16 protein-coding genes and 1 pseudogene are annotated in these 22,464 nt (G+C 44.7%); 8 read left to right on the top strand and 9 right to left on the bottom strand.

The window, feature by feature from the left end:
- A pseudogene (locus PMIT1303_RS00995) lies at positions 1–425 on the bottom strand (hypothetical protein); the annotation flags it as partial.
- A gap of 513 nt (positions 426–938) precedes the next feature.
- On the opposite strand from PMIT1303_RS00995, the gene PMIT1303_RS00990 reads away from it, so the two are divergent.
- From PMIT1303_RS00990 to PMIT1303_RS00980, 3 genes are all read left to right on the top strand, one after another.
- Complete coding sequence (locus tag PMIT1303_RS00990; protein ID WP_063397150.1) at positions 939–1,796, top strand: phosphatase PAP2 family protein; 858 nt, start codon at positions 939–941, stop codon at positions 1,794–1,796.
- Between the two features lie 88 nt (positions 1,797–1,884).
- Complete coding sequence (locus PMIT1303_RS12690; protein WP_011130935.1) at positions 1,885–2,133, top strand: hypothetical protein; 249 nt, start codon at positions 1,885–1,887, stop codon at positions 2,131–2,133.
- Between the two features lie 2,119 nt (positions 2,134–4,252).
- Positions 4,253–4,570, top strand: coding sequence for a hypothetical protein (locus PMIT1303_RS00980; RefSeq protein ID WP_063397148.1), 318 nt, complete (start codon positions 4,253–4,255; stop codon positions 4,568–4,570).
- A gap of 359 nt (positions 4,571–4,929) precedes the next feature.
- Here the strand turns inward: PMIT1303_RS00980 and PMIT1303_RS13865 are convergent, their stop codons facing one another.
- Positions 4,930–5,124, bottom strand: coding sequence for a DUF805 domain-containing protein (locus tag PMIT1303_RS13865; protein ID WP_304440523.1), 195 nt, complete (start codon positions 5,122–5,124; stop codon positions 4,930–4,932).
- Between PMIT1303_RS13865 and PMIT1303_RS14185 the strand changes: the two genes are divergently transcribed.
- Positions 5,119–5,247, top strand: coding sequence for a hypothetical protein (locus PMIT1303_RS14185; protein WP_255359743.1), 129 nt, complete (start codon positions 5,119–5,121; stop codon positions 5,245–5,247). The two genes, PMIT1303_RS13865 and PMIT1303_RS14185, sit on opposite strands and share 6 nt — an antisense overlap.
- A 1,261-nt stretch (positions 5,248–6,508) precedes the next feature.
- On the opposite strand, the gene PMIT1303_RS00970 is transcribed toward PMIT1303_RS14185, so the two are convergent.
- The gene (locus PMIT1303_RS00970) at positions 6,509–7,807 is read right to left on the bottom strand and encodes a cytochrome P450 (protein WP_063397146.1); all 1,299 of its coding nucleotides are present in this window, start codon (positions 7,805–7,807) and stop codon (positions 6,509–6,511) included.
- Between the two features lie 275 nt (positions 7,808–8,082).
- Entirely contained in the window at positions 8,083–8,319 is a 237-nt protein-coding gene (locus PMIT1303_RS00965) for a hypothetical protein (RefSeq protein ID WP_041384596.1), read from the bottom strand.
- A 1,351-nt stretch (positions 8,320–9,670) separates the two neighbouring features.
- On the opposite strand from PMIT1303_RS00965, the gene PMIT1303_RS00960 reads away from it, so the two are divergent.
- Positions 9,671–9,952, top strand: coding sequence for a hypothetical protein (locus PMIT1303_RS00960; protein ID WP_063397145.1), 282 nt, complete (start codon positions 9,671–9,673; stop codon positions 9,950–9,952).
- Between the two features lie 457 nt (positions 9,953–10,409).
- Here PMIT1303_RS00960 and PMIT1303_RS00950 read toward each other — a convergent pair whose 3' ends face one another.
- Positions 10,410–10,856 carry a cupin domain-containing protein gene (locus PMIT1303_RS00950; RefSeq protein WP_231901182.1) on the bottom strand — a complete coding sequence of 149 codons (447 nt, stop codon included), beginning with the start codon at positions 10,854–10,856 and terminating at the stop codon, positions 10,410–10,412.
- Positions 10,857–11,582: 726 nt separating this feature from the next.
- Between PMIT1303_RS00950 and PMIT1303_RS00940 the strand changes: the two genes are divergently transcribed.
- Entirely contained in the window at positions 11,583–12,011 is a 429-nt protein-coding gene (locus PMIT1303_RS00940; protein WP_231901179.1) for a thermonuclease family protein, read from the top strand.
- 992 nt (positions 12,012–13,003) lie between these two features.
- On the opposite strand, the gene PMIT1303_RS00930 is transcribed toward PMIT1303_RS00940, so the two are convergent.
- Positions 13,004–13,243 carry a hypothetical protein gene (locus PMIT1303_RS00930; RefSeq protein ID WP_063397141.1) on the bottom strand — a complete coding sequence of 80 codons (240 nt, stop codon included), beginning with the start codon at positions 13,241–13,243 and terminating at the stop codon, positions 13,004–13,006.
- 1,169 nt (positions 13,244–14,412) lie between these two features.
- On the opposite strand from PMIT1303_RS00930, the gene PMIT1303_RS13670 reads away from it, so the two are divergent.
- Positions 14,413–14,754: a hypothetical protein gene (locus tag PMIT1303_RS13670; RefSeq protein ID WP_197459722.1), complete on the top strand. Its 342-nt coding sequence runs from the start codon at positions 14,413–14,415 to the stop codon at positions 14,752–14,754.
- A gap of 380 nt (positions 14,755–15,134) precedes the next feature.
- On the opposite strand, the gene PMIT1303_RS00920 is transcribed toward PMIT1303_RS13670, so the two are convergent.
- The 3 genes from PMIT1303_RS00920 to PMIT1303_RS00915 form a co-directional block, all read right to left on the bottom strand.
- A complete protein-coding gene (locus tag PMIT1303_RS00920; RefSeq protein ID WP_063397156.1) occupies positions 15,135–15,404 on the bottom strand; it encodes a hypothetical protein in 270 nt (89 codons plus the stop codon).
- Positions 15,405–16,644: 1,240 nt separating this feature from the next.
- Positions 16,645–16,848 carry a chlorophyll a/b-binding protein gene (locus PMIT1303_RS14305; RefSeq protein WP_074159176.1) on the bottom strand — a complete coding sequence of 68 codons (204 nt, stop codon included), beginning with the start codon at positions 16,846–16,848 and terminating at the stop codon, positions 16,645–16,647.
- Between the two features lie 631 nt (positions 16,849–17,479).
- A complete protein-coding gene (locus tag PMIT1303_RS00915; RefSeq protein WP_063397139.1) occupies positions 17,480–18,124 on the bottom strand; it encodes an SHOCT domain-containing protein in 645 nt (214 codons plus the stop codon).
- Between the two features lie 560 nt (positions 18,125–18,684).
- On the opposite strand from PMIT1303_RS00915, the gene PMIT1303_RS00910 reads away from it, so the two are divergent.
- The gene (locus PMIT1303_RS00910; protein WP_231901176.1) at positions 18,685–21,495 is read left to right on the top strand and encodes an FAD-dependent oxidoreductase; all 2,811 of its coding nucleotides are present in this window, start codon (positions 18,685–18,687) and stop codon (positions 21,493–21,495) included.
- Positions 21,496–22,464 lie beyond the last annotated feature (969 nt).

Here is a 22,464-nt window from a genome sequence, read left to right as displayed (position 1 = left end):
ATCGCTGCGCAGAGATCAGCCTTGTGCATCTGCAGTGATTCGCAAACTAGTGAATAGGTGTCGCGGAAGCTATAGGGCCTCAGCCATTCGCCTTGCTCGGCTTTCTGTTTCACCAGCTCCTGCCAATAGGGCAAACGGCGCAGGGTTTTTCCCAGGTTGGCGCCACTGATTTCCATGGGATTGCCATCGGTGCCGATCGGTAGCTTCAGATCACAGCGCTGGATTTGACCCACAAGCTCAAAGGTCTGGCCGGCCACCGGGACGGCCTCAAGCCAGCGGGGCTCGTTTGATCTCTTCACGCCACGGGTTGTGTAGACCTTGCCCTCGCGGCAAAAGAGCTGAGGTTCACCATCGGCATTGGTTCGAACAATCAGGCAGTTCACTTCCCACATCCGTAGGCCAAACACCCGCAGCAGTCTGGCCACATTCGCTCAACCTTCTTCTAGGAGCTCGAATAGCTGCAAGCATTCAGCATCAGATAAGGTCGCCTTGATTCTCCTTTGAGCTGAGCTGCCGCGGAGTTTTTCGTATTCACTTGGGCTGATCAACTAGCACTGGGATTGAACGTTTAAAAAGTAATCTCATTATCTCGGATGTTTTTGGTTGCAGCTATCAGGCCAAATCAACTGCAGGAATGAATAAAGAGCGAGGTGTTTCTCCTTTAAAAGCCCTGCCTTATGCAGCGGGAGTAATAGGACTGTCTGGTTAGCACCAATGACTCACCAAGCATCCAGATCTAGACCTAAAGAAAGCCACTACAACCCCCTTGGGCTCGAGGGGGCCTGGGCGGGATTTCCCGGATGAGGTGGCTTAGGGGCCCTACTTTCTCGGGCCCCGCAAACGATTGAAAACCAATCAAGCGATAGCCCACCTCCTAGGCGTATTGGTTGCCTAATGAGCTATCCATTGAGTAATTGTTGTATGGAATTAACAAAATCATGCAATTAGTCCCTGCGACATTTCTTAGCCTTGGGATGGCTTTGATCGGCACTAGTTATCCGACTATTGCATTCGCTGGGCCTCAGCCATATCGGGAATGCCTCATCGCGAGTGCCGATGTGCCTGAAATTGGGCATGGACTACTTCAGGGATATTTAAACAAGGAGGATCGGCCGGATAGTTTGCAGTTGCTGCCTGCACCGCCAACGCTTGGCAATTCTGATCACGCTCTAGACAACACAATCTCTCAGAGAAGCTTCTCGCTCCCTGGGACACCCCGTTGGAATCTTGCGGCTATTGATGCTGATTTGAATTTTCCTGGGGCAGCCGGCACCTTTTCCTGCGCAATAGGTATCTCCATTAATGAAGAAGCAACGCCGAGGCTCTACATGCTTTTACGCCGGAGCCTTACTGATGCGGGTTTGTCCACTTATGCAGCCAAGAATAACTACAACCGCCGCAGACCCTTCTTGGTGAATAAGAAGATGATCTGCTCACCTCAGGACACCGCAGAGCTGACGACAGATCCCTCCTATCCATCAGGTCACACTGCCATTGGCTGGGCCTGGGCTCTGATCCTCAGTGAAATGGTTCCAGAGCGCCGTGACCAAATTCTTGCCAGAGGACTGGCCTTCGGGGAGAGCCGCCATCTGTGCAATGTGCACTGGTATAGCGATGTGGTCAACGGTCAACTGATGGGCGCAGCCTCTGTAGCGCTGCTTCATGCCAATGCCGACTTCCGTTCTGATTTCGCAGCTGCGAAAGCTGAGGTTTCAGAAGCTCGTTCAAGGGGATTACAACCAAATCGTGATTGCAGCGTTGAGGCTGCAGCGCTGGCCCAGGACACCATGCGTTAGCCCATATTGAGCGTCCAGCCTCCAGCCAGCCCGCTCTCTTCCCCTGGATGTGTGGCCAGGGATTACTAGCTGAGTTGATGTTTTCCTGGTGGGGCGCTCCCTTGCAATTGACTTCATGCCTCTGAGACACCCCCTCTTTCATCGAACGATTCAGGCGCTGTTTTGGGATGCAAAAGAGGCGGGGTTTGTGCACCCCACACTGGAAAATATCGACAGCTTTAGAGAAGAGCTTTTAAGAGAGCTGGAGGAAGGGATCAAGCCGATCATTGAAGAGCGTTGCTATCGGGATCCCACAGTCGAAAGATCAGAAGAAGATTCTCAAATTCCTCAGTGTTAAGACCCCTCCTATCGGTATCCCCAGGAATGGCCAACAGAAGGGTGATCACGTGCTGCCCTTGTTGGCCAGTGAAGCCACGCCTGAGAGCAGGGCTTTTCTTATTTACTTTTTCTCTCTGAGGCGGTGACGACTTTTTGTTTTCATCCATTACCGCTATCCATAAGTTGACGCAACTTCTTTAAAAACGCAGTGACCTGGCTCAATGCCATCGATGAGTTCGAACACAGACTGATCAAAGACATGCTTAGCTTTTGATAAGCAGAGCAAACAACTGACATGGAGAAGGGCACCCGCGTTGGATGCCCTCAAGTCCAGGACTCATTCTCAGGGTTTCTACGTCCTCGGACTCCTGATCTAGGTCTAAGCAAGCAGGAACAAGGCGTCAGCAGGGATAAATGCTTGTCTGTATCGGCCAGCTTCTCATCAGTCCGGCGTTTTGGCTGCTTGCTGGAAATGGATAAGCATCCATGCTCATGGTCGCCCCTAAAGAACTCTGTATTGTTCGCAAGTTGAGAGCGCTAACCGCAGGTTGCTTCATGCACTCCAAACAGTATTTTCACTTTGGATAAGAACACAGCCATACGAGAGGCACAGTTGCGTCGTATTGAGGCTTCTCTCGTTGCAATGCACCAAGCTGAGCAGGCTTTGAAAAAGGAAAAGCGCAGTGAGCTCTGCCAGCCAACCCACTGGAATTAGTGTCTTGAGCTGAATCGTCTTCAATACAGCAACGCCAAGGGAACAGCTAGTGACGGCTGAGGAACTGACACGGTCAACTGGCACAGTGACAGTTGCGATCGTTATGGTTAATTTGTGAGGAGGACTTCTCCTCGGAGTGGAAACAAGGAAACACGCCCAAAGAGAAGTCATGAAACCCTGCCTTTGGCGGGGTTTCTTTTTGCCCTTACATCTAGAGCTCTGAGCCCGACGAACAATGGCGCCAGGCATTTTTGCAGAGGGAGTAAGAGAACTGTCTGGTTAGCACCAATGACTCCCCAATCATCCAGATCTAGACCTAAAGAAAGCCACTACAACCCCCTTGGGCTCGAGGGGACCTGGGCGGGATTCCCGGATGAGGTGGCTTAGGGGCCCTACTTTCTCGGGCCCCGCAAACAATTGGCAACCCATCAAGCGATAGCCCACCTCCTAGCCTGATTGGCTGAACAGCGATAGCGATCTGCGATCTGTTGTCAGGTGTATCCCATGCATCGATAGCACTCAAGCGACGCTTGGCGAGGGTTGAGAACGCATCACCTCAATGAGGGGATCTGGTTTCATTTGACTTTTGTAGTTTCAGCATTCACCTTTGAATAGAGGTCTGACTTTGCATCCGGTGTCAAGGTTGCATAGATATAGCTACTCAGGTGCATCTCAAGCGCGTGCCCCTATTGCTTGGGCAATGTTCGCTATCGGGTAGCCCTGCTGAATGAGATGTTTGGGCGTAGCGATAACGAAAGGCATTGGCCGTCAGAACTTCACCTTGATGTTTTGCTTCTTCCCTTAACAGTTGCCATAGTTTTCAACGTTTTAGGTAAGTGGTGAATGACTTTGCATCATGCCCATCCTCCCTAACGGTGGTTATCTCTCCCCTGCTGCGAATCTTGTTTGAAGGTTCCACTTTGTCTTGTTGTCAGCCATATCTCTGAAATGTAATGCATTCAATCGACGGGCTTCAAGTAGACACCTCTTTGCAGGAATAATTAAAAGCAGATGGTGCAGATCAAGTTGCTATTACCAAAGCTGCCGGACTAGCGATTACCTCGAAGACTGAACTACTGATTGTCAAAACCTGTCTGATGAGGATCTAGAAGGATTGGCTGGGGAGGTGGTTGTGGCTGGTGCAATATTAAGGCAGCCTAGGATGGCAGCAACCGATCCACTAACTAGCTCATGTTATATTCCCCAATCATCTTGTAGTTACAGGGTAATTTTAGCATCTAAATAGACACTTCAAGCTCTCAAAAGTAATCCGATGCTTGGCACACTAAACTTAAGGCAACCACTAAAGATTTAATCAATGTCACAAGAACAACTCAAGGTATTCATCGCCAAGGTCAAAGGCGAAAAATCAATCCAAGACAAGCTAATTCATGGTGGTTTTCAGAGAAATTAGAAATATGAAATGGATATTCCTGCCAAGTTCCTTACATTTATTATCCTTTCTGCATGCTTAGGAGGCTGTCAATACTTGATATCTCCCGACAAGATGGCGGAGAGCATAGAAGCAGATGAGAGGTGTTATGAGTGGAAGGAAGAAACCACGAGAGAGACTGAGAGGCTTAGGATGAAATATACCCTGTTTAACAGAGAATGTAACTTGAATGAAGATGAGACAATGATCTTAGGTTATCAAGGAGAATATGAAACAGGCGATAATAAGCAGGGCAACGCAATAAGAGTGAACTGGAAGGTAGTCAAGAGCTTTGATCTGAAGAAGTAGAGCTTTCCTTCCAGTAAGTTGGGGATAATTTATTGATAACATTAAGTCGCATTCATGCAACAATGCTTGATGTTGACAAAGATGGGCCTTCGACTTAAAAGCAGTCAATAGTAAGCATTGCTGCTGATCATGTAGTTAATATTACCAAAGAGCATAAGCAAGATTTCAAAATAAATATGCTGAAGTAAGCTCAACCTTCAGGATAGGAGTAGAAGGCTTGGCTGGATCAAATTGTGGAGGTAGCAGCTACTTAAAGGTAAGATTTGAAGATAGGATTTTGCTACAACTAACTATTTCCACCAAATTTAAAAATAAGGCCTTTTAGGATCCATTGATCAAACAGTATCCTTGATTCATCCCTATTGCGAACTCTCAGCTGAAGGGCCGATCACAATCCAAAGCAGCAATAAGGCCCCAATGAACGGAATCAGAGCGATAAATATCCATTGCCACTGACGGCCGGTATCGCGTATTCGACGAACCTGCATGGCAACTCCAGGAACGATGCTTGCAACAGCAAAAAGCGCGTAAATCGAGTAAAAGCCTTCTTGCAGCTGGGCGAGAACAAGACCGAGCAGAATATTGACGAGAACAATGGTCCACTAGTCACTGCGCTTGGTTCGACCCTTGAAGTCAAAACCCTGAGTCCAGAACGTGCTGTAGCGATCGAAAACTGACACTATTTAAAGTCAAAATATGAATCAATTGTAGACCCTTCCACTCTCTACTCACTCATGCAACCACTGATTAAAATTTTTCCATAAAATCATTTACCTTTATTAGACTCCGACCCTTTACGTTCCCATGGTAGAAAAATCCGCAGTTAAGAAAGTAAGCCTGTTTAGAAGCGTGTAATGAATGAATGGATTTTAATTTTGCTTAGCATGATGAAATAGGTTGCTACCTAGATCATTTGATGAATATATAGCTCATCCTGAGATTGCATTGTATGCGTGTGATTGCATTGCAGAAATAATCTGACACTACCAGCAGAACGAAAATCTGTAAGTACGAACTCTATAGTAACCATCAAGTCAGCTAAAGCCTTGATTAGCTTAGGAGGCCTCAATCTATACCGATAAAATCTTTCTGAGAAAGAGATCGAGGCTAGCTGGCGGTGTCGTTAGTGGTGAACCTCCAAGACCTGTTGTGCCTGAGGGTACCCAGTTTGCAATTAAACTATTGCAATAAATTTTATTTAATCGTTCAAAGGTGTGGAGGTAATGATTTGCCTTGTCTTTGTTAAATGCTAACCCGATTTAAATCCAGGCTTCCGAGGAGCAGTAAAAAATTCTTAAATACCTCAGGCTGTTATTTTCATATCAGGGGATGGATAAAAGCTTCTTTCATCGACAAAAAGATGGCAAGATTTTGATATGATGCTCAGTCACAATTTGAGGTGAAACTCTGTAAGTGGGATGACGCTCAGTGTTGTGAACTTAGGCAATCAGTTTGCTGCCCTTGAGGTTGTTATCAATAAAGAGATACGCTATTTAAGGGATGTTAGTATTCCCTTGACTTGTTAATATATAGCTTCTTAATCTTGAGCTGATTCATTGACTTAGCTGTCTGTGTCTTAGTGGTATGCGACCGCGAACAAAGGCGTTGCGACACCTAATGCCTGAAAATGTTCCTACTGTTTGATTAATTGCTGTTGGAATCTGAGACAAGACAAGGCATCCGAGTAAAATAACGACCCATTTTTGATAGGTAGTCAATGAGATAAAGCCTTTGCTTATCCTCTTTGGGAAGTTGGTTCTGTTGGTATTCATTGGTTGAAATCTTGTGTTGGTAATTGCTTGTTGATCATAGGATTGCTAACTACTTTCCCAGAGCATAAGAAGCAAGGTCATTGTTTAAGGGTTTTTTGCTCAGTTTTGATGGGTTTAACTATGTTCAGCAAAGCAGCAGCAAAACCAAGAACAACTGTGGAGCTTTTTACAGCACCTTCGTTAGCAGGCCATCTCGGGGTTTAGGGCTAGGCAGCATTTGCAGAGTGAGGTCTTGGTCAGGGATCAAGTGAAGTCGCAACTGGTGAAACAAGCCGACCACCATCAAACGTATTTCAAGTTCCGCTAGTGGTTTGCCTAGGCATACTCGCTCTCCTCCCCCAAAAGGCAGCAGGGTTGCTGAACAGCCATCATCTAGGTGGCGCTGGGGACGAAAGGCTTCCAGATCGCCAGCACCATGACGGTTAGAAGCTGCCAGAGCAACCTGTACCACACGGTTTTTTGGCACCTCCACACCGTCGATTACCAAGGCGCACTTAGTGCGGCGAAAAAAACCTCCCACCGCTGGCGTGAGTCGCATGACCTCAGAAACGACCGCATCAAGTTTTGGTGCGTTGACCTGGTCGTAGGCAGTGGTGGCCTGCTCGGGTGCTGGAGGCCAGTCAAGTCCATCGATTTCCTCTCGCAGCCACGTTTCCACTTGCGGGTTGAGAAGGAGCTCCCGCATCAGACAGCTGAGCGAAGAAGCCGTGGTCTCGTAGCCCGCGAACAGAAGAAGCAGAAGCTGCTCAACCACGTCTTCGTCCGTTAAAGGAATACCTGCTTCATCGAGACCTCCCGCAAGCAGATCAAGACCACCGTTGCCATTGGAGGCTTTTAAAAGTACCTTCTGAAGCCTCTTCAACAACCGTTCCCGTGCCTTAAGCGCTTTAGCAAAGGAGCTACCTGGAAGAGCTATCGGTATTGAGAAGAGGGCTCTGGTCCAGATCTCGAAATCAACGAACAACTCATCACGATCAGTACCCTCCAATCCGAGAACCGTCGTGGCGATTACCGAGAAAGCGAAACGACGCATTCTCTCTGCGAGAGGCAGAGCTGTTGTTGCAGCTTGCAGTTCGTCGGCAAGATCCTTAACCATGCTGATGATGCCAGCGCTGTAGCGCTGTAGTGCTGAGGCCGAGAACAATTGGCCTATCACCCTTCGGCGTGCTCGATGGGAGGCTCCGTTGCGGTTAGCCAGCGAATGGCTGCCCAATAGCTGCCGAACACTCTCCGGCCACCAACCTTCTACTGCGTTGGGTTGAGCTAGGAGATCACTTATCGCTTGCCCGCCCTGAATGAACACCATTGGCTGTCCGAGCAGTGATGTTTCAAAAACATTCCCGTGACGCTTAAAGCGCTTCTGTGCGAAGGCTGGATCGCGAAAAAATGCAAACGCTTCAAGTACCCCACTCAGGGCAGCTGTATTGGGAAGAGGGCGAAGCTTGGCATCATCAGAATTCGCCATGACATTTGCTATCCAACAGCAAAGCTAATCGGGCGGTAGAGCGAACCTTGAAGAATCGATGAAAAACCCTGAAGCCAAAAAGGGTCTCAATACTCTTCTATGCATATACAACTCGTCCCAATGATAAAAACAGCAGACCCTTGGCATGAAGAAGGGCACCCGCTTTGGATGCCCTCAAGTCCAGGACTCATTTTCAGCGTATCTGCGTCCTCAGACTCCTCATTCAAATTGAACCAGGTTTGAATTAGAGGCGCAGGAGGAATAACTGCTCCTTTTCAGTTGCCTCCATTGCAGAAGCGAACAGCCTCAGCATTGCTCCTGCCTGTGGCGATGGTTTCCTCTACGCAGCCGTTGAATACCTTGCTTTCTTGTTTGATGGAGCAGACACCCAGAGCAATTGCAGCAAGGGAGATTGCGGAGACAACGGTGGCGGTGATCTGAATGACGCCATAAGCAAGCATTGAGCTCTTTTTGCTGATGCAGTCCTTTTTGGTCGTGGTCTCTTCAGTCATGGATAAGGAAATGACTGCAAATATCCTATGCAGATCAATTACTTAAATATGGGATACATAAGGCAGTAATAACCACACTCATGGGCTTTTTAATCAGCATGGAGGCTTAGACAGCACCGCAAGTCTCAACTTTTAACAAATCTCCTCACCTCAGAACATTGATCAATTGCTAGGCATCAACTACTCGTTTTCAACTATATCTATGCCTAATATTATTTGTTTTTACCGATGGCTAGATGCCTGTTTGGACAGTTAGTTTGACCACCTCTGGTAACCAGTTCCTCAAGGAGGTAGCTTTCATCAGGTGTTGTCTCCAGAGAAGCTGATTAGGCTTGAGACACATATATCAATGGTGCTTTGGCTGGATGCCAGGCTCGATTCAACACAATAAGCTCGCTCTGGCAGGCCAAGCCTCAAAGACATAAGCAAAGGATTGCAGGGTGGTTATAAGGCTTCTAGTAAACCCTCTGCATCGTTAATAGACTTTGGAGATTTATACGTTTTCGTTGAAAAGCTTTTGGCTTTAGATATGCTACTGGAGAATTGGGACGATGGATCAATTGCCAGAGGTGTCTCCCGGCGTAGTAGAAACAATTATGGCCTTAATGATAAGTGCTTGGATTTTCCTATTGCTAATGCCGACCGATCACAATGAGGACTAGTGATTGGGGGGATTGTTTATTTAATCCAATTTTCAGGGTCTTCAACTTCATCATTGCTGATTGTTCCCTTTTGTTAGGCTTTTTTGTTTTGTATTGAACTGGCGGATGAGGCCTTTGGGTCAATTAAGGCAGGGCTTTTGGCTTTTGTTTTTTCTTCTTGCTTCCCGTGGTATCCGATTAGGTATGCCTGTATTTATATTAATAGTGAGTTATGTTTAGGATTAATCTTCTGGCTTGTGATCGAGATGGCCTTTACAGTCCAATGACAGTCTGCTGTCATTAACTTGCATTCAAGCTCCGCAGTGATAGTGGCATGTGAGATAATAATTATCAGTTTAAACTTTGATGATGCAGTGGTTGAGAGGGAGGTATTGAAAGGCTAAGAGATTGAGGATTGGTTTGCAGATTGTGATGACCACTCTCAGCATTTCAAAAGTCTCAAAGCCATTTGTTACTGGTTTTCAATGCTGGCTTCGATAAAGTTTAGTCTTCAGCTCTTGGTCGATAGTGGTTTACATTTATTGCAGTTGTTTATATTCAACTCACCCTTCGGGCTTGTCAATTTTTTTTGGAAGCTATCTAGCTTTTCTGCAACACCTGAAGGGCTCGTCGTGGACCCTACTATTCCGATTGCGTGGTGTTGAAGAGAGAGCTTGAATAATAGACACAACATTGGCTACCGTTTGCTGATGGACCCTACGCCAACCACGCAGTTCATCACCTACTGCGCTGAGCAAGAGTTTGGAGAAGATGCTGAAGTTACAAGAGTTAGAGACGAACAAGGTAGAGGACCTTGCAGGGACAACAAGTACCTCATCGTTAGTGCTGAGAAAAACTTCTATGAGTTCAAAGGGCTGGTTAACATCAATGGCATCACATTCGGATTCAAGGCCAAAACATTCAAAGCTAAGAAGCCCGAGTGGTCCTTCACGCCAGAGGCCCTTCTTAAAGAGCAGAAGAGCTCCACATAGGTTCCTCCAAGCAGCAATGATGGAATGGACCAAGGGGATCCCGAGCCTTTAGCCACCGTTGCAAAAGCGAGTCGCCCTGGGAATATCGTATTCCTTGTAACTGTGCCTCTCAATAATGCAATAAACCCTGAGAATTGCCTCAGTTGCAATTGGAACTTGGGTTAGGGCGAGCAGGGCCAATGCCAGTCCCGTGCCAGGTGCATGGATGTTTGCGGTAAACCAAGGTTTTTTTGTCACGGAGCTCTGCGGCTAGAGACGCTTCAAGAGGAAGCAACTCTGCCTCATAGATTGGCTTTACGCTTATCCAAGTTTGAAATGCTGGGTGAGGTGGCGGTGGTAAACCTTCGGCTGCGCTTCCAACACGCAAACCTTAGAGGTGCTAGAGGGACGCCTATGAATGGAATTACCGCTTAATTTTTAGCCTTTAGGCATCGGCGCTTAGGTGAAGACGGCAGCATTAAATCAGTTCACTAAGGGCTTCCTCTGGCCAGCATTCCTTGGGAATGTCTCGAAGCATTTTGAAGTCGTCGAAGTCAAAACCTGGGCTAACACAGCAGCTCACTAAGGTATAGGAACCTTGGCTGCAAGCAGCTTGCCAAAATCCTGCGGGGATCATTTGCATTGGCTGTGCTGTATCCAGCTTTAATCTGACTAGCTCATTGCTATTTGGATCTAGTCGCCAAAGAGAGAGGGGTGCTCCCTGAAGGTGAATCCAGATTTCATCTGCACCATCGACACAATGCCAACAACTTTTATCATCCTTGCCTAAGAGAAAAATGATCCCTGTGATGGCATTGCGTTGATGACCATCACTTCGTTTTACGGTAAGACCACTTCGGATGACTTCCCGGTACCAGCCTCCCTCCGGATGTGGGGATAACTGGAATTGGTCAATTAGCGTCAAGATGCTGTTGTCTTTCAATTGATCCAAGAGATTGCTAGCATGTCCTCAGAATAGGCAGAGTGTTCTTGGCGGGAGGAGGTGTAGGCGTTTTTATTTATTTGCTTCAGTCATTTGACTGGTCTCAATAAGAATGAGGGTGTTGGCCTGTGTGATGAAGTAAATACATTCTTACGGAATCAGTTTGATATTAGGGCCCTTTGTCGTAGGGTTGATTGATAATGATGAGAAGAATTTGCTCAAGAGAACTTGCTCGATGAATAGCGGTAAAGATGTACCTTCAGAATTCAGTCATGAAGTGAATAAGGAATCCTTCAGAAGGTTTTGCATGGGCAAGGGTGATCGTGTAGCATTTGAACAGTCGGAAATTTATGATGACTGATCAAAAGCGCGATGCGGAGTCGCCCTTGGCAAGATTCATTAATTGGATCAAAGGAGTAATGGGAGGGATGGGAACAGCAGTTGTGTCTGAGAAGAGTAAAAACGTACCTCCCAATATTGGCGCCCAACCATTTAAGGATAAGCCAAAGAAAGGAATTTTATGAACCGATGAGAAGTCATTAAAATATTGCTGATATTCGAAGAAATAATCTTGGATTTGTCCGTATTAAACTTTGTGGACAATGAGAGATTTAGGATGGGAGATTTAAACAGTAAATACTCTCTCCTGAGGAATAACTTTTTGATTTCACTTAGACATGGAGAATTTAGAATTAGAAGAATCCAGCTTTGCCAGATTTTTGCTATCAAGAGATCCTTATAAGATCTTCATCGGATATTGGCAAGGTACTTCTCATCATCCTTGCCGCTTTCTTTGCAGACCCCGTACACACAGCAGAAGTTCTGTCTATTGAGGATGGCGACACAATCACTGTTATTGAAGCCACTCGAGCAATCAAAGTGCGTCTTGCTTGCATTGATGCTCCAGAAACCTCCCAGGCGTCCTATGGAAGATCAGCTCGACAAGCATTAAAGCATCTTTTACCTAATGGTTCTCAGGTCAGCTTACGAATCAAGGCAAACGATAGTTATGGCAGAACTGTCGCTGAAGTTTTTCACAACGGCAACAACATCAACAAACTCTTGATTAAGTCAGGTGATTCCTTTGTTTATTGGCAATACATCAACGGGTGTGATCGTCAGGACTATGCTCGTTAGAGACCATGGCTCGTTTACAAGGCTCTGGGGTGTAGTCTGTCCCAGGCGGGATCCAGCGACCATGGGATTACAGGCAAAGCAGGTAGACCAACATCCGCGGCAAATTCGTATTGTTGAATGAAACATTTGTCCTTAGGTTCCTCACAAGCACGTCTCATGCAGTTCACCCTTTAGGCGGAGATTATTCTGAGTGATGTAAGCTGCCATATGGATTGTTCTTGCATAAGTAGTTGTGGTCTTTGCTATTGGGATGAAGTTCAGCTGAATCTCCCGCTCACTTTTCAGCAAGAAACTCATGAAGTCATTCTCAAGAAAAGACTTCATTGCATGGCTAGACCGTATCGGGGAGAAGCAGGTTTTGTGATGAATAAATGACTGCATAGCTTGGGGATAGAGCTTTGATAGCATGTAATCTTTTTGCTAATCATCGTTTGTAGGTTTAATTGGCGAAATAATAGCAATAATGATCGCTCTATATTCCCAGACTTAAAAACTTTATCCGTTCACAACTCTAGCCACAAAGGAGAGCCTCGGCGATCCCTTTCCCGGTAGATAAGTAAGCTCCAGCAAAATAATGATGGGTGTGAATTATGCTAGTAATCACTCCATTTGAGTATCTAACTTATTGACAATGTAATCTTTTCAGCTTGGCAAGAGATATTTTAAAGTCAGATTATAAGTCAATGCTGCTGTGCTCTGTCTTGTCGCTAATTGGTGCATCACTCTGTTCTCAAAGCTCCATTGAAATAGAGTTTCATGCCTGGCATAAAATTGAATGAGATATTTTAGCTAAGTTAAAAATTAATGAGATCATATCTCAACTAAGTCTTGCTTAGGTGGTCAACTTAGAGATTGCCTAGTCAATGCACCTGGCGGATTCATGATCGAGGCTTCAGTCAACTGTGGTAACGCTAAAAAATATATTGCTAGGGCCTAAACCCTCCCCGAAGGTTCTCACTAGTAACCTCTACCTAAGACACGATGGAAATCCTTTAGGCCACCTTGAGGAGTCCTGAGGCAACCTTAAGCTCCTTTTCAGAGATGCCACGATCCTGAGCTTCTTCGATGACTTGATTGAGTTGATATCCGAAATCCAGGTAGTCGAGTTCAGAATGTTGATTGCTCAGTATTTCCATGATCTTGTCTTGGTACTCATAAGCCAGCTCCTCTTTTGTAAGCTTAGTGAGATCTTCGCTGTTGCCCGGAAGGACAGTCGCTTTAACGGTGTACATGGTGCATTATTTATAGAGATAAAATCTAGGCACTATCCTTAGCTTGGGCTAGATACAGTCAGCAGATCTAGATATAAAGGGAATCCAGCATGCTACTCATCTGAATCATGAGCAGCCTTTATCCCTTCTTGTGTGATCATCTGTTTTATTATAGTAATAAGGATATTACTTTTGTGATAACTTCTTCTTCTTCTTAAAGTGTGTCCAAAGACTCTGCAAGTTGGTTTTTCAAGCTTTTTGAAGCTGGGCACTCTCTAAAATGAGATCCTCCGGCGAATCTTCTTGCTGGAATCTCTGATTTCTATTAATGTTTATTCACTATGCTTGGGCGGTGCAAAGCAGCTGTTGGCTGAGCTCGCCAGTGCGCTAATGGAGGTTTTAGTAAGGCTGTTGCATCAGATCAACCTTTTGCTTTGATTGCTTGCGCCTGGGAGCTGAATAACTTGCTGGGACCTGAGAACAGTCCAGCTCTTTCAAGTATCTTTTCCGTTGTGCGCTGTCTAGTGGATCAACGTCCAAGTAGTAAGTGATCGTCTTTTTTTTGTTAGGCATGCATTAATCAAACCACTTTGACGATAGTTGTATCTTGAAAACCGAATAAAACGATCTAAGACGTAGTTCTTGCTACTCAATGCATAGTCAGAGTGTATGCCTAGTTACAGTTCCCATCACATCATATTTAAAACGTATCGAGGTCTAGGCAATAGAGGGAGAGGTGACCATTGCAGAATTAACGTTGATATAACCAACGATGGATCTGTTTTCTGCTGTCGTGAACTGGTTAAGTTAAGTTGGACAAGGCTAGCCAGCGACTATAAGTCAACAAGTTGGTCAGGACTTCTTCGTAAGCTTAATGGAGAAGAACAGAAGTTAAGCAAGCCTCAATCTAGGTTTGGCAGATAATCAAGACCCCCAGTTGGATGCCCTAAATGCAGGATCCTTTTTGGGCATCTGCTCGGGCGGAGATCTGAATGGCGTCAGACTAGGCAGGTTTAAAGCATCATTCCAGGAAACACTCCTTTTTCATGGCCTCTATGGGCGAGGCTACTGGGACAATTGGTTGAGCGGGGTATGGTGCGGCTTAGGATACCTGAGAAAAACATTGACTTTCCCCCCGCTCAGTGTCTGGTTAGGGCTTTTACTCATTGCGATTGGCGTGAGCGTGGGGATTGAGTTTCAGGTTCGAGTGGATTCAGATTCAGATTCAGATTCAGATTCAGATGAGTAGATACCACTGCCCTTTCTGCTCAAGTCGCTACCAGATTCATCAGCAACGGGCGGATGGTGTGATGGTCTGCGGCCAATGTGGTGACCCCTTAGTCAAGGTTCCATTCATTAGGCCGACTCAGATCGTTGGTTTAGTAGCCGCTGCAGCATTCATTGCCCCCTTGCTGCTGATGGTATTTGTATTCATCCAAGACCAGCAACGCCCTAAGTTGAAGCGTCCTTTGTCTACAATGGCAGTTGTTACTTCGACTACTTCTGTAGATATTTGCTCTAGCCGAAGTTGAATTCTTTTAAGTATCTCTTTTGTTTGGGGTGGTCTAGGGGGCAACTGTAAACTAGAAGATGTTCTTCTTGTTTTGATGTGCATGCATCAATGAAACAAGTTTGCGACTATTCATCTGTCGGATGCGCTAAGTATTGAGAAGCCGCCAACATTGATTAAGCTTTTTTCTACCTATGAATGTCACCTGCCTTGCTGAGCGGGTGCTCTTTCTGCTTCTATTTCTCTGCATTGTTCATTTCTTGGTGAATGGATCACTCCAGATCAGAATTCAGCCGTAAAGGGATATGGGATGGAGTTGATCAGTGTCCAGACCGTCAAAACTGATCAGCCGCGTCAGTTCGGTCGGTCTGCGTAGACGCCAGTAGTTGAAGGGGAAAAGGGCTAGAGCTCATACTCCTGCTCAAAACGCTCCAGTAGCCCCTTGTAGAGGGCCAGGGTCCCCTCTGTCTCCTCGCAGAAGCCCTTCAAGACATAGCTTTCTGAAAGGTGAGAGGCTGCGGCGTTGATCTGCTCGAAGCCAGATAAATATTCGCCCTGAGTCTCTTCATCGGCGATGTCGTAGATCATCGCCATCACCAGCTCCACTTTTCGCTGCGCAGCAGCGATCTCTGCTTCCATCTCCTTGTTGAGTTTGCGTCGCTTTCTCGGCATCTCTCCCTCTAGATCCAGCAAAGAGACTAAGGGAGTGGCAGTTTTTAAGAGGAACCTCTTTTCTCAGAGGTTGCTTCTAATAGGGATTGGTGTTGATCTAGAGATCAACCAACAAGCAAAAGACCAAACAATCAATTTTGCTCCGGATCCGAGCTCTCCGCAATCAGCATTAAGACTGATTGCCATCAATGACTGACAGGGCCACAGTGAGTCCATCGAACACGGAGGCGCCTAATTGGACGACACGCCACCTGAGTACGCAGAAGAAGCAAGCTGACTTCTGGCCCCTGCTCCAACAGTCTCAAAAAATCGTGGGCTAATCGTCTGGTGCGACAAAGTTTATTTGTGCGTCAAACCAGTCGATCCTCCTCTGCATCGTCCTAGGTGCCCTTAAAGGAGTTTTTACAGCCACACACCTGGACAAATGGCCCCAGGTGCCAATCCTCAGAAGCTTCGCTTAATCGCTAAACGACATTAAAAACCGACCTCCACTTTTTTAGAGGAGGTTGGTTTTTTTTATGAATAGAGGGAGCTTTTGTCTTATGCCATGACTTTGCAAGGGTTTCAAATGTGAACTGACATGGCCTGCACTTTTGTTAATTACCCATTGAAATTGGATTCAAAATCTGATTTTTGATAGATGGCTCTACTAATTTATTTGTGGGATGAAGTGCTTGCAAAAGCTGATCATCAATTTGGAAGATCAAAACCATGACTCATGTCTTCTAGCAACTTGGTTTTTATTCATATGTATTGAGTAAAATGTTGCAATGGTCTACTTGCATATCTCGACTCTGAGTTGCCCGTTTGCTTCTCTCCTTCATAAGTGCGTTAGCAAGTATCTGCAAATTTGTAACGAATTTGATTGAAGGTGGAGGTGGTAGAGGGCTACAAGGTGTGGAGTGATCCTTCCCAGTTGAGGATGAATGCGAGCGCAAAGCCAGCTAAAAGGCCAATCGCCCAGCCCAGCCAGAGTATCTGGTAGTTGCTCAACAGAAAGTGTTACTGAATTTCTAGATGGGGTTCTTCTGTCTAGGACGATTAGATCCATCAATCAGTCCTACCAGTGATAGCTTTGTGTGGATTTAGTTTGTGTGCAAAACCTTAGAGTTGGTTTCGTGCACAGTGATCAATTGTGAATGAATTCAGTCACAATTACTTATCGCGTTTATCAACACATGGGTTGGGGTTGGTTCTCTTGTCGAGATGGGACTGCGCTAAAATAACTCAACGAGCATTGCTATGAGGTTGTCAATTGCAACTTGAGGACTTCAATCAACACAAGTGATGCCATGCTTGCCATTGCAAATCTCCCGTGCAAGATCTCGACTTGGCTCAATCGGGCGAAAGTCATGATGGAAAACCCCCCTAACGAACAAAGAGAAGAGCCGTCGGTGCAGAAAGGCGGCGATAGATCTCCATTACATAAAGACAGGTCACTCAATCCGCGTCAATAGGTCAATGCACTGGGCAACTAGCTTGATCGGTCGTTGATCCAGTGCAGCATTGCATTAAAGGTATTCAACACCAACGTGATTGAGCTAGACCTAGCTTGCAACCTTGATTTCATTCGACTCAATCGATTTTTTCTAGCAAGATTTCGCATACACTGTAATCAAAATTAGGGGGTCTGCAGAGGTTGTTGACTCCTGATCCATCAATCGCCTGTCTCTTGATGCAGTCACTCAATTCCAAAGCTACTTAGAATTCGAATGAGATCCAAGTAGGTGTCTTCCTTGATGAGTTCCAATGCATAGAGAGCTTTGACAAAAGAAAAGAGCCGAACCAACTCAGAACTAGAAAATGTGATTAAAGTTGGCCAGTCAATTCCGGCGACAACTCTAGACTTTGTTCAAAGTTAAGCTAAGAACGAGGGCTTGAGAAAAGATATCTTTTTGGATGTAAATGGGTGCGCTAGATAAGTAGGCATTTCAAGTGAGTCTCAATCAATTGCCTGGTATGACTGATTCCATTTTTCAATAATTAAAAAATCAAAATATTTACAACCGTGTTCGACTCATTAGAGGGAATCGTTAATTCTTAGCGGTCTATTTGCATGTAAATTATATTATGACTTATTGTATTCTTACTGTCTGCTCTTTCGAGATCTCATATTCTTCTTTGCTGATCAAGCCTTGTTCATATAGCCGCTTTAGCTCTTCCAGCTTTTGAAAAGGTCGTTTGGCTCCAGTTGCAAAGAGCCACCATCGCACCAAATATTTTTCCGACCGCTCTGGTAAATGCGTTTCTGCTTTCTCATTCTTTGGTATTTTGGTTTTGGTGATGGCGTCGCCGTGAACCCAGTCTTTTATTTTTAGATTTAGACGAATCATTGAGGGATGCCATGGTCTACGCAACTCTCCTTGAGTAATGCCATTTTTCATCAGAATAGACATCGCTTCTCGTTTAGCTTGACGGATTCCCGATTTGTAGAGGAATGGTCCAGCAATATATGTAGTCAAATAGAAGACTATTTTCCATTGTTCTGAGGAAGGCCCTTGGCCTGAGACTCCGAAAGTATTGATACATGCTCCAATGATTAAGCATATAAGTGCTGTTCCTACAATCCCATAAATTATTGGGGTGATAGATCTTCTGGATATGGCGTAATATATCTGGACAAGAGGAACCCAAGCTGATGACATTGCATAACCCCAGCCAGTGTCTTGTTGACGCTTTCTGAAAGCTCGGATTTTTTGGGCTGAGATTGGATGGACCATTTAGCCTGTTCAAGAACTATTTAATAGCACAATAACATTCTTGTTCTTCTATATAGTGATGCAAGTCAAGAATAGTAGACTAGGTAGTAGATGCTGAATTGCAGTTACTGTTATTCATAAGGGGTAACTTTCTTTCGACTCTTTGCTCAATTATTAGCTGATCACTCCTCAACCCTTTGGCTGGCAATAAGTTTCTGGCTGTAAACATATATGCCAGTAGATGATTGTTGAGAGAACCAAATCACCGTTCTTGCATATGCAGCCTATTCAAGTAGTCATGGATGATGTTTGCATGAAGGCAATTCCCAATCAAGTCGTTGGTCAAAATCTGCCTTCTTTAGGGTTGATTCGCATCTTAACTTCTGAAGTTAGAATAGGAAAAACCTTGATTGACCTTACAAGCTTTTACATTGTGCAGTAATAAGTGATTTTGTTAGAGGGTTTGGATTTTATTTATCTTTTGCTTGCTAGCTGCATGCAACGTTTTGCGCTTGTAGCCTGAATGTTGCATGAAATAGTGAGATAATTTACTTGGCTTGTGTATCCCTTGGCTAATGCACGTGCTTGACCGCGATATTTTGTTGCCCTCTTATGATGTCTTAGTAGTTGGCGCTGGGATTGGTGGACTAACTGCAGCGGCACTTCTTGCTAAGCGTGGGTATAGGGTTTTGGTGGTAGAGCAGCATTATCTCCCTGGTGGATGCGCGAGTATCTTTCGCCGTCAAGGGTTTACATTTGATGTAGGAGCTTCTCTCTTTTTTGGGTTTGGAGAAAAAGGCTACAACCCACATCAATTTGTGATGAATGAGTTGGAGGAAGACATTACTCTTGTTCCGATGGATGAAACCTTCACCATCCATCTAGATCAGCAAACCAAAGTCTCCATGTATACACAACGGGAAAGATTTTGGGAAGAAATGTGTTCTTGTTTTCCACACCAATCAGAACAAATCAAAGCATTACTAAGGGAATTCGAATCTTTTTATCATGACTCATTGGATAGCTATGGAGGTCAGTTTTTTGCGCCAGCGGAAACGCCACCGCAGCACGGCATCAATTTGATGCTTACGCGCCCTTTGTATTTGGCAAGGTTGCTCAATTATCTGCTTTCAACTCAAGAGCAACTATTTCGCCGCTTTACGCGTGATCCGCAGATTCTAAAACTATTTACGCTTTTAAATCAAAATATGACCACTTGTGGATTGGATCAGACTCCCGCCATCGCCGGCCCAATGATCCACGTGGAATCTTACACAGGTGGTTGTTATTATGCTCAAGGTTCACCACAGATGCTGGCGAATAAACTAGAGAAAGCCATTCATAAATATGGTGGGCAGATCTTATATCGCAATCGCATTGACAAAATCTTAATTGAGAAGGGCAAGGCGATTGGCTGTAAACTTGAAAGTGGTCTTAAGATTAAAGCTCATACGGTAATCTCAAACACAACTATCTGGAATCTCTATGGTAAGTTGATCGATCCCCAGCATATCTCTCGCAGGAAAAGAAAGTGGGCAAAGAAATTTAGGCCAAGTTATAGTGTATTTGGTGTTTATCTAGGGGTTAAAGCAGAAGCTGTCCCTTCGACGATGAAACCCACCCAGATTTTACCTTATGAGGTCGAAGGTTCTTCAAGTTATCTGACAGTCTATGTAACGTCGATGTTGGATCCTGAAGCTTCTCCGCCAGGGACCCATACACTCTGCATATTTCTACCGGAATCTACTCCAGAGATCACAGTGCCAACAGATGGCAAAGATAAATATCATAGCCGTACATATCGAGATCAAAAGCAGAAAAAAGCATCCGCTATTATTGATTACTTAGAAAAGAATTATTTCCCAGAACTCAAAAAACATATCTTGGTTCAGGAAATAGCTACCCCACAGACGATTCAGCGCTATACCCTTAAAAGTCATGGATCTATTGGTGGACCACAGGTGAATATGAGCCAAAGCTATATGAGTCGCCTGGCTGCTCGCAGTGATTGGCAAGGACTTTATTGTGTAGGGGATTCCACCAGTCAAGGGATCGGCGTAGTTTCTGTGACTGTGTCCGCAATAAGTGCAGTCAATGCAATTTTAAAGGATCTTCGTCAACCTCAATATCTGCCATTAAAGCATTATCCTCAAAATTATGTTCATTTTGCTAAAGCCTCTCTATCTCAAGAGCAACACTCTGCGGATTTGTTCCCAGACAGTCAGATGATAAAAACTGTGCAATTAGAGCCCCGAGCTTGTCTGTCTCCGCGCTGCGTTCGTGCTGGTCCAGACAGTACTCATCAAGCCCATATCGCACGCCTTGTCGAAGCCGGTAATTGGCTAGGTGCTGCACAATCATTACGAGCCGTTAATCCACTTTCAGAAACAACCTCGTACCTTTCTCAATCAGACGATTTTTGTGGTCCTTCATGTTCGCAATTGTTATGTCCTGACGCTTCTATTCCCATTAAGTCATTAAATCGCTATGTGTGCGAGAAAGTCCCCAATTACATACCAGATGTATCTCCGGATAATGGTAAGCGAATTTCTATTGTTGGGGCTGGGCCTGCTGGTCTAACATGTGCTCACTATTTGGCGCGTTTAGGCTACCAAATAGATATCTACGAGAAGCAAAGCGAATCTGGAGGGATTTTGAAGTGGATTACTCTTGCAGCAAGGATTCCTCAGTCAGTATTGCATCGTGAAATATCAAACCTATTATTGCCTTCTATTAGGATTTATTTTGATCAATCTTTAGGTGAAGATATCACAATTGCTGAGCTTAGACTTCAATATGATGCAATCTTTTTAGCCTGTGGTCTGGGAGAGAAGCAAATTCAGCCTAAAGATATCGATCACGATTTTAACTTGATTCATGGTCTGAAGTTTTTAGACCAATTTACTCAAGAGCCAACTATTGTTAGAGAAAAGATATTGACAATAGTTGGTGCTACCTACCTTGCTACGGATATCTCAAAGTTGGTAATTCAAAATGGTGCAAAGAAGGTTTGTCTGATTGACGAGCTGGCTGAACTGCAATCGAAATCTCAGGCTAAGCGTTTAAAAGAAATGCAAGAACTTGGAATTGAGATCCACTCCAGAATAGATCCAATAGCTTTCTCAGAACTCTGTAGTTCTTCTCATCAGGTAATCATGGCAGGTTTGGAGCAACAGCGTATTCAGTCTGAATTAAGGGACCATCTAAGTACAAGCCTTGTGGTAGATATGGATGACTTTGTTGACTTAGAGACGCTTCAGGTTCAGGGTCAGGTCAATGTATTTGCGGGTGGAGATATCATTAGAGGCTCCATTAGTATGCAAGCATCAATTAGAGACGGTCGCAAGGCAGCAGTAGAAATCAATCATGCCTTAATGAAGAATCAATCTTGATTCATAGAATAGGCATTTGACACTTTGACTCATAGCATTATTGAAAATGGAGTATCTTGGATAGTTGAATCAACATGAACCGATACTTCAACTTGAATAATTCTTTGCGATCTATTGAAGTATATTTATTCTACCCACCGATATGGGCTTTATTAGTTTAATCATGCTTGAACGCCAAGATAGCGTTCCACGAGACGAGCAGGAGCTATTTCACTGGTGCATACGGATTGACTAAGAGGTTGAGTTGGATGTACAGCTCAAGCAGGGAGCAGAAGAAGAGCCTGATCATCGCAGATCATTTTTCATTCCCAATGGTTCAAGGGCTATGACACTTATTGTTGATAATGGTGAGATTATAAAGAAGATTTATTAATCACCGGATGGAGAAAAAATCTCAGTGAATTGGTGCTAGTTTTGGTATATTCTTATTGCTAATAATTCTTCTATAAATAATGTACGTTGGAATCATTTTTCTTCATGGCTGAAGAGATACTCCGACTTGCCTAAAGTCTTCTTTTGCTAGGCTAATCGCTATGATACATTATTCTTCGGGGTGCATTTTGCTGCTCGAGAGTATCTTTGGAGGAATCCTAGTTGAAAGCATCTATCATTGCCTGAAATAGTTTTATAATAGAAACCATAAGATGAATGCCTGGGTAAAGTGATTCTTCGGAATCGCTGGAGTATGCCTTTGCTATTAGTATGAAAGTACTGAGCCTTTCGCTATGTGATTTGGCTTTGATTTCGAGATCAGATTAAGCATTTTGCGGATGTTCTTGTGCTCAGCGACAACGTCTTTATTTTATATTCAATTAGTCTCGGTCTCGAACTGTCAATAAGACCTTGTTAGTGCAATAAAAAGCAGGCAAGGCGGCATTGGAAAGCGATTGAGGCTATACAGCAGTCTTCGATCACTGATGAACCACCTAAATGGTTTATTTTCTCTTGCTCAGCCGTTCTGGAATATGA

Source organism: Prochlorococcus sp. MIT 1303, assembly GCF_001631965.1.
In the GTDB taxonomy this organism is placed as follows: domain Bacteria; phylum Cyanobacteriota; class Cyanobacteriia; order PCC-6307; family Cyanobiaceae; genus Prochlorococcus; species Prochlorococcus marinus_D.
Note: the sequence above shows the minus strand (reverse complement) of the source record. Positions and strands in the feature narration are given on the sequence as shown.